The sequence below is a fragment of the Pseudanabaena sp. 'Roaring Creek' genome (assembly GCF_001402795.1).
Lineage (GTDB): Bacteria > Cyanobacteriota > Cyanobacteriia > Pseudanabaenales > Pseudanabaenaceae > Pseudanabaena.
The window spans coordinates 1-13,454 of the sequence record NZ_LIRE01000682.1; the positions used below are offsets into that span (position 1 = coordinate 1).

Annotated in this window: 12 protein-coding genes and 1 CRISPR repeat array; of the genes, 4 read left to right on the forward strand and 8 right to left on the reverse strand. The window is 43.4% G+C overall.

From position 1 onward, the window contains the following. Positions 1–58: 58 nt before the first annotated feature. Positions 59–2,132: direct repeats of the CRISPR family, unit length 36 nt; unit sequence GTTTCCAATCGATCGCGTCCCCTAGCGAGTAGGGGA. 39 nt (positions 2,133–2,171) lie between these two features. The 7 genes from AC805_RS19050 to AC805_RS19080 all read right to left on the reverse strand — a co-directional run bounded on the left by AC805_RS19050 (position 2,172) and on the right by AC805_RS19080 (position 10,098). Further along, a complete protein-coding gene (locus AC805_RS19050; protein ID WP_055076859.1) occupies positions 2,172–3,632 on the reverse strand; it encodes a hypothetical protein in 1,461 nt (486 codons plus the stop codon). Between the two features lie 28 nt (positions 3,633–3,660). Further along, the gene (locus AC805_RS19055) at positions 3,661–4,266 is read right to left on the reverse strand and encodes a hypothetical protein (protein WP_055076860.1); all 606 of its coding nucleotides are present in this window, start codon (positions 4,264–4,266) and stop codon (positions 3,661–3,663) included. Positions 4,267–4,344: 78 nt separating this feature from the next. Next, positions 4,345–6,057, reverse strand: a complete 1,713-nt coding sequence (locus AC805_RS19060; RefSeq protein ID WP_055076861.1) for a hypothetical protein — start codon at positions 6,055–6,057, stop codon at positions 4,345–4,347. Positions 6,058–6,075: 18 nt separating this feature from the next. Then, a complete protein-coding gene (locus tag AC805_RS19065; RefSeq protein ID WP_055076862.1) occupies positions 6,076–6,471 on the reverse strand; it encodes a hypothetical protein in 396 nt (131 codons plus the stop codon). Beyond that, positions 6,471–7,307, reverse strand: coding sequence for an RAMP superfamily CRISPR-associated protein (locus AC805_RS19070; RefSeq protein ID WP_055076863.1), 837 nt, complete (start codon positions 7,305–7,307; stop codon positions 6,471–6,473). Before AC805_RS19070 ends, AC805_RS19065 begins: the two co-directional genes overlap by 1 nt. After that, positions 7,307–8,392 (reverse strand): type III-B CRISPR module-associated Cmr3 family protein, encoded by a 1,086-nt coding sequence (locus tag AC805_RS19075; protein WP_055076864.1) that lies wholly within the window; start codon positions 8,390–8,392, stop codon positions 7,307–7,309. Before AC805_RS19075 ends, AC805_RS19070 begins: the two co-directional genes overlap by 1 nt. Next, positions 8,377–10,098 carry a type III-B CRISPR-associated protein Cas10/Cmr2 gene (locus AC805_RS19080; RefSeq protein WP_082429557.1) on the reverse strand — a complete coding sequence of 574 codons (1,722 nt, stop codon included), beginning with the start codon at positions 10,096–10,098 and terminating at the stop codon, positions 8,377–8,379. Before AC805_RS19080 ends, AC805_RS19075 begins: the two co-directional genes overlap by 16 nt. Positions 10,099–10,275: 177 nt before the next feature. Here AC805_RS19080 and AC805_RS19085 point away from each other — a divergent pair, with 177 nt between their 5' ends. The 3 genes from AC805_RS19085 (at position 10,276) to AC805_RS19090 (ending at position 12,314) form a co-directional block, all read left to right on the forward strand. After that, the gene (locus AC805_RS19085) at positions 10,276–11,475 is read left to right on the forward strand and encodes a YafY family protein (RefSeq protein ID WP_055076865.1); all 1,200 of its coding nucleotides are present in this window, start codon (positions 10,276–10,278) and stop codon (positions 11,473–11,475) included. 2 nt (positions 11,476–11,477) lie between these two features. After that, positions 11,478–11,678, forward strand: a complete 201-nt coding sequence (locus AC805_RS25785) for a hypothetical protein (protein WP_156341478.1) — start codon at positions 11,478–11,480, stop codon at positions 11,676–11,678. 204 nt (positions 11,679–11,882) lie between these two features. Then, complete coding sequence (locus AC805_RS19090; protein ID WP_055076866.1) at positions 11,883–12,314, forward strand: Spy/CpxP family protein refolding chaperone; 432 nt, start codon at positions 11,883–11,885, stop codon at positions 12,312–12,314. A 94-nt stretch (positions 12,315–12,408) separates the two neighbouring features. Here AC805_RS19090 and AC805_RS19095 read toward each other — a convergent pair whose 3' ends face one another. Then, positions 12,409–12,588 carry a hypothetical protein gene (locus AC805_RS19095; RefSeq protein WP_055076867.1) on the reverse strand — a complete coding sequence of 60 codons (180 nt, stop codon included), beginning with the start codon at positions 12,586–12,588 and terminating at the stop codon, positions 12,409–12,411. Between AC805_RS19095 and AC805_RS19100 the strand changes: the two genes are divergently transcribed. Continuing rightward, entirely contained in the window at positions 12,587–13,084 is a 498-nt protein-coding gene (locus AC805_RS19100) for a hypothetical protein (RefSeq protein ID WP_055076868.1), read from the forward strand. The genes AC805_RS19095 and AC805_RS19100 overlap by 2 nt on opposite strands. Positions 13,085–13,454: the final 370 nt, after the last annotated feature.

Genomic DNA, 13,454 nt, shown 5'->3' on the forward strand with positions numbered 1-13,454 from the left:
ATCCTTGGAGTTTTGATTTGTCTAGAGCTATCTCTCACTTTGCTATAGCAATCCTAAAGGAGTTGAGAGAGCGCGTCCCCTAGCGAGTAGGGGAAATAGGTGTAAATATTTACAGTGAGGTCGATCATGAGAGTTTCCAATCGATCGCGTCCCCTAGCGAGTAGGGGATGGACATATTGTTGTTGGGATTGATGAGAAGTTTGAGTTTCCAATCGATCGCGTCCCCTAGCGAGTAGGGGATATATCAGTTGACTCACGACTGGTTCGCGCACCGCGACGTTTCCAATCGATCGCGTCCCCTAGCGAGTAGGGGATAAGATTGTTGTTCAAAATCAACTTCAGGTTCAACAGTTTCCAATCGATCGCGTCCCCTAGCGAGTAGGGGATGTATAAAACCAATCAGATAGTGCGTTACCAAGGCGTTTCCAATCGATCGCGTCCCCTAGCGAGTAGGGGAAAGTCGCAAAACAATAACTTAATAAAACACATCGAAAGTTTCCAATCGATCGCGTCCCCTAGCGAGTAGGGGAAATATAGCTCTGGCTCTAGCTTTTGAGGCTTCTCAAGAGTTTCCAATCGATCGCCTCCCCTAGCGAGTAGGGGACGATCGCGGTAGTAGAGGTTAAAGATATCGGTCAATTATGTTTCCAATCGATCGCGTCCCCTAGCGAGTAGGGGAAAGATATTGCTATTTATTCGACTTTGGTTTATTCCGTTTCCAATCGATCACGTCCCCTAGCGAGTAGGGGACAACAATTAATCATGGCAGCAGCTAAAAAGACTAACGTTTCCAATTGATCGCGTCCCCTAGCGAGTAGGGGAATTAAAAAAGAGACGATGGCTCAGTATCACTTGAAACAGTTTCCAATCGATCGCGTCCCCTAGCGAGTAGGGGATATTCTCTCTTCTATCAGCGCTGATATTAGCGCTTTTGTTTCCAATCGATCGCGTCCCCTAGCGAGTAGGGGATTTGGAAGCGGCGATCCAGAAGCAGATTTTCTAGCTCGTTTCCAATCGATCGCGTCCCCTAGCGAGTAGGGGAATCACACTTCATTCCCTCTAAAAATAATTCTCTGGAGTTTCCAATCGATCGCGTCCCCTAGCGAGTAGGGGATCGTTTTACTTTCATTCTCCGAAGATTTTATCTCTATGTTTCCAATCGATCGCGTCCCCTAGCGAGTAGGGGATCAAACTCTTGCAGAGGAAGCCAATTTACACTGATGTTTCCAATCGATCTCGTCCCCTAGCGAGTAGGGGATTGCAGCGTTTAAAGCGCTTCCTATCTATGATTTGCTGGTTTCCAATCGATCGCGTCCCCTAGCGAGTAGGGGAATTTTCAGTAGTTTCTTGAATAAACAAACCAGAGTTGTTTCCAATCGATCGCGTCCCCTAGCGAGTAGGGGAACAGCATGAAGATACAAACACACCTGAACAAGCAAGTTTCCAATCGATCGCGTCCCCTAGCGAGTAGGGGAAAAAGAATATTGATTGATGCTGAGGTCGCTTTAGAGTTTCCAATCGATCGCGTCCCCTAGCGAGTAGGGGACTCATCTCTCCGCAAGCATGAGTTAATTGAGTTGTGTTTCCAATCGATCGCGTCCCCTAGCGAGTAGGGGATTGATTGTCGTTTTGCCGAGAGGTTTCGCGAAGCTGGATGTTTCCAATCGATCGCGTCCCCTAGCGAGTAGGGGAACCGCAATCACCAATCAGCGCAGATCGGTAAAAATAGTTTCCAATCGATCGCGTCCCCTAGCGAGTAGGGGATAGATAGCGTTTTTTCTGAACAGGCGATCGCCGCATTGTTTCCAATCGATCGCGTCCCCTAGCGAGTAGGGGATCGCCACTTTCCATAGGGGTAAAAATAGAAACAAATTTCGTTTCCAATCGATCGCGTCCCCTAGCGAGTAGGGGATTATTCGTGTTCATGGCGGGATCGGTTATGGCATTTAGTTTCCAATCGATCGCGTCCCCTAGCGAGTAGGGGATTCACCGAAAAGCGTCTAGAAACAGTTTGCAATTGCTTGTTTCCAATCGATCGCGTCCCCTAGCGAGTAGGGAAATGACATATGCGCTTTCTAAGACTAGATGGGCTTCCAGTTTCCAATCGATCGCATCCCCTAGCGAGTAGGAGACTAATGTTAATAATACCAAAGCTGGAAATAAATCATCAGCTAATTGGTAATCTTCTTAATCACCTCCCCCAAATCCTTATGCACCTGTGACATCAAACTAGCTTCTTCTATAGATTTGAATTCTTCTTGAGATATAAAGTTGAGGCAATTAAGAACTCTTGCTTTCCATTCTTCTTCGCTATCATTAAATATCTCCCAAGCTTTAAATACTGAATTTTTATCCTGCAATCCCTCCAATTTATGAAAAAGTTCATTTCTTTTGTCAAAGACTTTATTCCCAAAGTTCCAAATATCAGTATCTGAATTTACATCGACTCCTTTAAAGGCTTCGAGAGCAAAATAAAGACCTTGACCGTAAGCATTAAGCGATCTTGTTTTATTCCCAGAAGGTAAAGTAAAATCAGAAGATAATTTAATCTTCTTGCCTTCTTTTTTGTCGAAATGAAACTCATCACACCACATTGAGAGTAGACCTTCTACTGCTCTAAAACTATGAAACATTGCTTCAACTGTATTCTCTTGTTTCAATCGGACTACAGCTAGATATGCCGATTCATAAGCTGACCACCACCACTCTTTAGATCGACTAGTTGCTGCTCCTCCCATTGCTGTAGCAAACTTTTCAAATTCAACAGCATTCCAGAAATTGGCTAGCTTCAATAAATGGAGTAGTCTAGACTTTATTTCATAACCCTCAAAATTTATCTCCTCAACAATACTAGTCATACCTGAATAGTCATGTCGATCTAGCAAATCCTCTAATTTCTTAAATTGCAACGTCTCAAAATAAGACGAACCCTTTAAAAACTTTGTCTTATCTGGATCTAACTCACTGCTAACCAGAAACTGCACCTTTTTACCAAAGCGAATCAAACAAGTTAACTGCACCGCCGAAGAAATCGCAGGAGTCCCCGCCTGATGACTCACAATCACGCGATCGCCTTTAGAAATCCATTTGTTTTCTTCCCATCTCGCCAACTCCGCCTTTACAAGCGTCAATGTCGCATCCCAATCATCTAACCCATCCGCCCCCTGTTGCGGCTTCAAAACCGAAAATTCAAGCTTTTCATTGGCAAACTTTTCACCAAACACTTGCGTAAAATAATGCTTCAAAATCGGCTGAAGCGTATATGTATCCTGCCAATAAGGACAAGCAGCATCACCGCGACTGTAATCATCAAAAATTGCCTCCTGATCGGTCAACAAAACAATAATGTGATCGGGCTTATTCTTTTTATCAGTCTTAAATTCCTGACAAAAGCCATCCAACAAAGGAAAAGTCAATCGATCCCAATGTGCCTCAATTGCATCACCATAAGCAATTCCCATTACCCTTGCTGGCAAAGTCAACAAATCACTATTACTCTCTGGTGTTGGAGAAAATTCGTTTTCACAGGGATATAACTGCTCCATTTTTTTAATCCGCAAATCTCCCCAGCCAGTTTCATCTATCAGCTTGACATCACTATTACCCGTCGTCACAATCCAAACTACAGACATGATTAAGCTCCAAGATTTACAAAAAAGACTACAGAAACTCAGTAATAATCGTACTAAAACAACTCAAAATACGCTCAAGCTCATTGAGATAGAAAACATTACTATCAAGAGTCAGCAACTTATTTTCTAGTTTCAAAAACTGCCATAAATTGCCCGTTGTCACACATCCATAAACCTTATCCAAGGTTTCACCATGCTTTTGGTTATAGCGAATTGCCCCATACATTTGAGCAGCACATTGCCCTAACCCATTCTCTAAGTTATCGCGCTTCGCCTCCACGATCGCCATAATTGGCGTACTAATAAAAGTTGAAGTCGTACCCTTACCAAGAATAAAATCACATTCTCCTACCAGTCCCGCCTCGCGATCGCTATCAAGGTTTTTGCCCGAATAAATAGCCAATTGTGTCGAAAAATGCGCCTCCACTTCCAACAAAATCGGCGCAATAATAAACTCAGATTTTGCCTTTTCACTGCTAGTTGTGAGCGCAAATTTCTTACCCTTCGCAAGGGTTTCCAACAACCAACTACTAACCTGAATCGTACTTTCTGAAGATGCAAACAAGTCCTGCTCAACAAAATCAAGAGAGAACTTATCTATAATCTGTTCAACCGTAAAATCACTGTAAGCCATAGTTTTATAGTTTTCTTTCTCTATAGTGAATCAACCGTAGGATGGGTTAGCGACAGCGTAACCCATCATCTTCATCAACTATTCTATTTCCCAAGGCTTTCCCCATAGCTGTTTGAACTGTCCATCATCTGCAAGAAAATTAAGAAAGTTCAAACAATCATCAGAACCATCTGGAAAGATCGTTAATAACTCAAGATAACTAGCAGTTGGTTTGGGAATCTTTTTTGCGGAATCATTAGGATCTGGCTCTAACTTCATCAAAGGATACATCCGATGCCACAGTCGCCCAATCTGTCCCACCCTTCCAGTTACAGAAGATTTGTAAATGGATAGTTCGGAAATTTTAGCTTTATTGTCTCTCTTTTGATAAGCTCCATGTAACCATTGAATTGCTTCAGAACTTTCTTTGTTACTCGCGATTCTGCCCCAAACCATTACCTTGTCAGGATGCCAAGCCTCTCGCCAACCAGTAACATAATTTGCAGTCAACTTGACACCTTGCAGTTGTAACCAAACTCTAGCCGCTTCCTGTAATTTATCTAAAAAAATAGTTACATATTTTGAGCCATAAACCTTAATATCGCGAGCATAACGCCCCTTCTTCCATTGCCAATGACAACCAATTAGCGGCTTCCTGTCGTTATTCTTTTCGTAATACTCCTCATAAAACAAACGATGATCGGCTCTACGCCATGACTTACCGAAACCACCAAAAATCATCGCAAACTGATTCAGATGCAAAATTAGATTTTTTAAAGCCGCCTTATGTTCTTCCGAAATCTCTTGCGACAATAGCCAACCGAGTTCGCCTTCTACCTTATAGCTAGGTACTTCCCATTGACCATTCCCAAATAATTTGGGCTCAAAGCTGGTTGTGACAAAGTTCATCATCAATAAACCCCATACACCATGCCCTGAAACACCGCCAAAAATTTTCTCAACTTGTTTCTCAGCAGTGTCAGGATCTGTCAAACCACCAAAAATCCGCAACGCATGACCACGAATCGCCGCCCGAAAAATATTGGGACGAAACTCGCCCGATTCATCTAAACGCTTTGATGCCATCCCTTGCCCCTTCAACAGATGCGGCGGATACAACAACTCACCCTTTAATTGATCGCGATGACCATAACCTGCGGAAACCCGACAACCAATCCCACGCCCCAGCGCTGCTTCCCAAATTTGCCAGATCTCATCCCACTCAAACTCCTCAAGCTCCTCCGAAGCCGAAATCCCAAACTGAATTGTGGGTTGATATAGTGAAATTTGGATTTTGGCTCCTTCTTTTTCACTATTCATTACCTGTAACTTTTGCTGTGGATGAATGAGATCAACTAACCCATCAGTCCAACTGCTATCTACAGGATAACCACCATGAAAGCGCAAAATTCCTGGGGAGAAGTCGCCTTTAGAAATCTCCTGTCCGCAATATTTACCAAGGCGATCGCGAAATAGCCGCTTGCAAGCCTGACGAAAAGCTCCCTTCATACTCGAACCAGGGTAAAAGGGATAGCCAGACGCACCAATGACAGGACGAATCACACCATCATCCTGACCTGAATTCGTCACAAATCGCCAACTAATCGTATATTCTTGCTTTTTGACTGGCTCATCAAATATCGGAGCAACAGGATAAGTTTCACTTGTCCATTGTTTGCACCAAATCTCAGCATCTTGAGGATCACCATCCTTTTTGCGATCTGGATCGAGACGTTGCAACTGACAGCGCCCATTTGTTTGCGCCTGAAACATCATCGGCACTTTTTTATAAGCATCGGGAATATTTGACATCTTTTTAGTCCCTAAAAACTATTTTTTCTTATAGCGCTGAGTCCACCAAACCAAACAGTCACAAAGCTGCGTCAGCACAGCCATCGCCACCCGTTGATCTTGAATGTCTACCTCTTTCCACAGCCTTTCTGCCATCGCTCGGATAGCCTTAGCGTCTTCAGCTTTTACAGGATCGTTAGGAATTTTCACCCCTGCTTTTGCCATTACCGCCACAAGTTGTTCCCATGTCTCTTTCCAGTAAGCACCCTTAGGAGTGCCTTGCAAGCGCAAATGCTCACCCCAGAAACGCTCCAAGCCATAAGCCACAGCGACACGCATCTTAAAGGCTTGCCCCAAAGAATCCTTATCGCGTTCTTTCGCATCCAGAACTAGCTTCTGAGCAATGCGATCCAAATCATAGGTTTTCCAAGCCATTACTGATAATCTCCTGCAAGTGTGACATTACAACGACCAAAGCCAACCGACTCCAAACCACCAAAATACATATCCTGCGAAGGGTCATCGCCAAAAGGTTTCCAGCCTGATTGCTTCAAAGCGATCGGAAATATTAAAACGCTTCCCTCTGGCAAAGCCTCAACATTAAAAAATGCCCCTTTTTCAGTATCGACTTTTTTCATTTCGTCCATCATCTTGATGCGACTCTGGCGATACAAAGCCATGTCATGCAACATCGCAATATCGTTATCACCAACCACCACCAAACTCTCAACCGACAAATCTACACCTTGAGGAATCCATTTCTGCATTACTGCGGCATCAACTTGATGCTCAATTTCCATAAATCCAAGGTTGAAAAATAGGATTTGTTTAGCAGTACCGCGATCGCTAATTTGACGACCCCGCAGAGTTTTCGCCGCCGTGTAAGGCTTGGGAATAGCCGCGTCGCAGCCAGTAATCAGTTTGTAGCGCTTGAGCAATCTTGGGCAACTAATCCAAACTACAGGCTGTCCTGGACAAAAAACAGGCAACCACACCAGCGAAGCATATTCAAATTTGACGATCGCCTCCGTAGTCCCGCCATCAGGTCTACCCTCCACAGATTCATGTCCATACCACGTATTCTCCAAGCCCTTTTCCGTCTCGCGCATATCCGCCCGAAAGCGTCCCCGAATCGAACTCCCAGCAATAATCCCTGTCTGTGTAAATTGATCGCGAAAAATCAAATTGAGATTACCAGACTCCTCACCTGCGGCAGCGCCAACATGCAAAGGGGCAAGGGTTTCAATAATTCCATAGGCTTTTTTGTACATTAATCCTCTCCTTTTTGTGTAATTTTTTGGTCAGCTTTCGACTCAACTTTAGGCTCGATTTTGATTTCTACAGGTAAGCACAACCCACAACCAAACTGCCGCAACGGTAGCCCCTCACCCGATGCAAACCACTCAGGCGGGAATTCCCACCAAGTGAGATCGAGGGGATGTTTGACCACATAAACCGTTCCCGCAGGCACAGCATAGCGACCAATGCTCAGCTTACTTGCCCGTTTGTTTTGCGCATCACCATTGCCCACTCGATAACGCCAAGGCTCAGGGCGATCGGTCAGCATCTCAGGACGCTTGTTGCTAAAGCGCACATCATTTGGATATCGAGTTGAGAGATTGTTGCTTCCCCACACCGCAGGCGTAATCAGCGCAAAACTCCGCCCAATTTTTTGCTTCAGTAGTTTGTAAATTGAACTATGCTCTGTAATTGCTTGACTGGTGATTTCCACAATGTGATTTTCACCACCAAATCGATACCAACCATCAGGCAATTTATGCGTCGAGAGATATACCAAACAGCTATCTTCACGCATCTGCACAGCATTCTCTAAAAACAATCCATCGCGATCACGCACATGTTTCTCATCATCCTTGAGATAGGGATGCAAAATCGGCATGAATTCCCAAGGAGTTTTCCCAACATCATTCAACTTGCCTTTTTCAGGACGCTTTAGCTGTGAGGTCTGCTTGTGCCAAGAGTTGATACTCTGCCATTGATATTCAGGATCGAGATCGGGATGTTGACGCTCCCATTTGTGATTGATTAGCGCCCACTCATCAAAATCCTTATTCTTCTCACCCACAATGCGCGATCGCGGAATTGGTACAAAGAAGTTTTCAGGATGATCAGCCTCCGCCCAAAAAGCACCAGCCACAGCCAGATTAGTTTTTAGCTCTTGATGATCGGTAAACCTCTGCTCTTGATTTGTCGCCAAAATCAACCCCGAAAGCGTTCCCGCATCGGGTGGAAATTTTGCTCCAGAACGTCCAACTAAGTTTTCAGGAGACAGAAATGCGCCAGCACTACCATAGAGCAAGCCCAATGGACGGATCACAATTAGGAATTTGAACATAACTGCCACCCCACTTTAATCATGCCGTCAATCCATTCGATCATTGATTTGGGATCTTCAGACCCTGTAATTTTTCCACGCTGTTGAGAGAGCATTTCCTGCTTATCTTTGCCGAAATACAATCCAAACAACTCAAGCGCGATCGCATCATTAGCTGTTTCAGCAGTAGCGGGTGGTATCGCATGACGTGCCTTGAGTTGTGCCAGATCGGTATATACATGGCTCCAATTCGCATCTTTGCCAGAATTATCATTGCGATCGCGATAATCCTTCAACCATTTCAAATACTCCCAAGGTGTAGTCCACTGCACAAACTGCCCATTGTTAAACACAACCCGAATCGTCACGCGATCGCGCCCCAAATTCTTAGCCAACTTTTCAGCCTCTCGGCAATGCTGCAAAACATCACGCTGCGGTACACTATGCCCCGCCCACACAAAACCAAGACTTAGACTAACATCAGGTTCATCACCATCATTGACCCTCAAACCTTTGTTTCGCATATCATTGCGTAACCTTTCCCATCGATCACGCAATCCACATAACCAATCAACAACCTCTTCTTTGTCTCTTTGTGGTTTGTCCTCAGTGCCATAAATTACACCAAGAAAATCATCACCACCCGCATAAACCACACGACCGAGATCAAAACGCTTGAAGTCATTTCCCCAATCTCGTAAACAAAGACTAAACTCTCTAACTTGATCAGCGTTAGACAAGCTGTTGAGATAATTGCCAATGCGATCACCATCTCCCATGAACCAGCCAGTCCAATAGGTTTCATTTTTTTCTTTGTTTTGCCTTAGTAGCTTAGCAAAGCTTTCTAGATCAAAAGCTTTGCTATCTTCTTTTTTGATGATCTTGTAATAGTCAATCTCGTCTCTTACATCAGAATAAGTCACTAAGCGCTTGATCAATTCAGGAATACTTAAACGCTCATTTTCATTGATATAAGATCGATCATTTTCCTTGCCACGAGGATCGAGAGTTTTCGCAATAACTGTGTAGAATGCTTCGATTTCCTTGGACAAATCTTGTTGATTTTGTTTACTTTCACGAGTGATTTGACGATCCATGTTTGGATAGGCGATCGCATCATGCCCCGACAGACTAGAGCTTTCACCATTCCAATTCGGTACAGTCCAAGCACGGCGCAACTTACGAGTTTCTAGATCTCGCATTGCACTATGAATAGGATTGTTTTGGTCTTCCTTAGAGTTGTTCTGACCTACAAATACCTCCCATGTGTGCATTTCCCAGCGTTTCCATGACATCTTCCAGTCATACTTTTTCCAGTCATAGTCATCATTGTCATCATTTTTAATTTTACTTTCCACCCAATCTTTGCAAGCTGTGATAATTTCGCTCCAAGCATTATCTAGGGTGTCCCGAAATAGATTGAAGGCTCGATCTCGCTCAATCTCACCAACAATCAAAATACGATTGGGCATACCTTGGATCAGATCAATACTTAATTCTCCCTCTTTAATTGCTGGCGAAATTACTTCGATCCCATCAAGTTTTTTGGCTTCTTCGACGATACGATAGCTCAAATATGAAAGAATTTGCGACGCACCATAGAGATCGCGTAACTTGCGAGACTTCTCAATAAAGCCTTGCACAGGCGCAAAAGTAATTACCGTATATTTTGCAATTTTAGTTTCCTGTGTTTGAGAATCTTCCTCAGCCTGCAATAATGTCGTCACGATCGCTTCACCTCCCGTATATATTTATATAAGCAATCTATCAGCATTTTGTCATATATTGCAATTCAATCAAGATATTTTACAAAATATCTATATAAGTTAAATTGTCTTCATAAACTAGGTTTTAAGCCCATTCATAATCTTTAATAAATATTGTCATTTACTTGACATAACGCCATGCCTAAGACTAACGATCTTCATTCTTATAGCGATCGCCAAGCCTTTGAGCGACTCATGCTTTTAATTGCCACATTCATTCACTATCCTGGAATCGGTTGCCCCGATCGCGAAGGTAAAAGTTCGCAAACCGCCCATGAATCTCTAGAGGCAGTCAAAGAAAAAGTCGATGAAATAGCCAAACAATACGATATCTCTCTATCTAAATATTCCATCCCCACCTTACGCAAGGATTTAGTAACTCTGCGTAAATATGGAATTCTAGAACAGCGTATTTATCGTTGGGGCTACTTTCTGGGAACAGGAATGATGTCCTTCCGAGACTTGCAAGTAGCCATCAATGCCCTAGCTTCTATGGCAAAATATCAGCGATCGCCGCAGGCAATTCGCATTTATGACGATCTATCCCAAAAGCTGCGGACTAAGCAAGATTTAGCATCTACAGATTTAGTATCTACAGATTTTCTCTATCCATTGCGATCGCAAATCGATCGAGCGATCGTATATACCGATATCAATGAGATGATCGAACACAAAAAGACTCGCTACAATCTCTATCATTGCCTAGATCGGCTAGAAACAGCAATTACAAACGGACAAGCGATCGAGATCTTTCGATATGCCGATCCCTATAGCCAGAAAACGGGATATTTACAAGTTTTCCCCTTGCAATTGATTTACCACGATATTGCTTGGTACTTGCTTTACGAATATATCGATAAAGGTCATTTAGAAATCGAACGAATCGATCGCTTTACCGATCATATTCAATTCCTCAATCAAGCAAGAGGAACTGAACCGCAAAAAGTAAGTTTAACTGTGGCAATGAATCTGTTTAAAAAAGGTTGGGGCTTGTTTCTCGGCAAACCCATCGAGCAAGCGCAGGAGATCGAGGGAAATCTGGAATACATTAAAGTCAAGGTGCGTTTTTTTACACCTGTAATTGCTTTTATCGAAGAAGGAGATAAAAGGCATATTTCCCAATCTATTGATAAGCGAGGAAAACCCAATTATATCGATTACAACGTGGCATTACCAGAGCGATCGCTCAATGAATTTTGTCGCTGGGTTAATCAGTTTGTACATAATGCTAAGGTGCTGGAACCTCCAAATTTAGTCGAACGTTATCAGTCCATAGCTCTCAAATTAACGCAGCTATATAGCAACGTAAGAGATAGCGAGGACAAATCAAAATCCTAAAGATGAGTGGCGGTACTTCGCACCGTCATTCATCTTTAGGGCTTAACCTTAGGCACTTGCGGATAAAAAATGTCCCACCCAGTTATCTAGCTTCGACTCCGCTCAGCCAACGTTGGCTGAGCGGAGTCGAAGCCACAGGTACTTTAATTACAGCAATTATCGATCGAAAGAACCACAAGGAAATTTTTGAAAGCGTTGCTTAGCAACGCTTTCAAAAATTTCCTTGGTTTGGGTTTGAGCGCAAAGCGCTGTAATAGCAAGTCCATTACAACGAGCGAGCTCAAAAAACTAGTAGTTGTCTCACCCGAAAGCATGAGATCGGTGTATATATTGAACCTTGAGCAAAATCGCGAAGGTCTAAGCCTATGTAAGCGATCGCAAGATCGACTAAATTAGGAATACTCATTATGTTTAACAATTTCAAGCGCGTTCTCGCCGTTGCAATGTTATCGACAACCCTAGCAGGAATCGCCATTCCTAGCATTGTTTCCGCACAAACGAGTCCCGACCAAGGCGTACAAACTACCCAGAAGCATCATGACGGTGGATGGAAAAAGCTTAATTTGAGCGACGACCAAAAACAACAACTGAAAACTATTCATACCAACACCAAACAGCAGGTACAGGCTGTTTTAACGGACGCTCAACTCGCTCAACTCGCGACTGCAAAACAATCTGGCGATCGCAAAGGCGTATGGAAATCACTGAACCTCACCGCCGACCAAAAACAACAAATCAAGAATATTCACAAGAGTTCTAGAGACCAAAGCCTTGCAATTTTGACTCCAGAACAACGCACCCAACTACAACAAATGAAAGCCAACCATCATCACGGCTAACGGAAGATCGTCTGTTTGACTGGGTTGCATAAAAGCAATGTAATCTCATGATATTTAATACCAATTCACTGAAGTGAACTAACACTTCAGTGAATTAAAAAACAAGCCCAGTAAAGTTTTGAGATTCCCAAAAAAGCAATGCCATTTCAGGAGTTGGTATAAGAGGATATTTAAGCCAACTTCCAATGCTGTGGCTTACAAAAAAAATCAATTTGAACCTTTTCATTCGCTGCAAGTCTAAACCTCTGTAAATCCCCTCATTGGCATCAATCATGAAGTTCCCAACTATAGTATTGCTATGTGCCACGACTATCGGCGCGATCGCTTTTCATCCCACGGCTGCCTCCGCCGATGTATCGTTTAACACTGGCAGTCAAGGCACTAGCATAAGCATCGGCAATCCCACCCCAGTTTACCAACCGCAAGTGATTGTCGAACAACATCCCGTAATCGTCGAACAACGCAATTCAGAATGGCATCGCAGAGAAGAAGAGCGTCTCAGGGAAGAGCGTCGCATCGCCGAACAAAGAGAACGTGAACGTTTTGCCGAGAGACAAGAACAACAACGTTTAGCCGAAAGAAGGGAGCGCGAACGTGCGGAGGAAAGACGGGAACAACAACGTTTAGCCGAAAGAAGGGAGCGCGAACGTGCGGCGAATTGGAGGCAAAACGAACAACGCGTTGCTGATCGAAGTTCGAGCCATAATTACTACTCCAATAACTGGCAAAATAATAATTCTACGAATAACAACCGACGCTCAGATCGTTAAGATCGTTGAGTAGTTCAGCATAATTACAGCGCTTTGCGCTCAAACCGAAAAGAGAGTAACGTTCGCGTAGCGAACGTTACTCTCTTTTCGGTTTTTAATTTTAATTATGCCCAGCTAAGTACCTCAGCATAATTAAAATCCAGAGCTAATACCAGTTCACGAAAGTGTGACAACACTTTTGTGAATTAAAAACCAAACCTAGTAAGGGTTTTTAAAGCTCAAAATGGCTACGCCATTTTGAGCTTTGGTATAAAACCTGCGGCGCATGCGCCGCGCGCGCCGCAGGTTTTAGAATTTTATATTTAATATTAAAGTAAGAATTCTAACTTTCATGAAACACCATAATACGATGATACGTTCAGCCCAACCT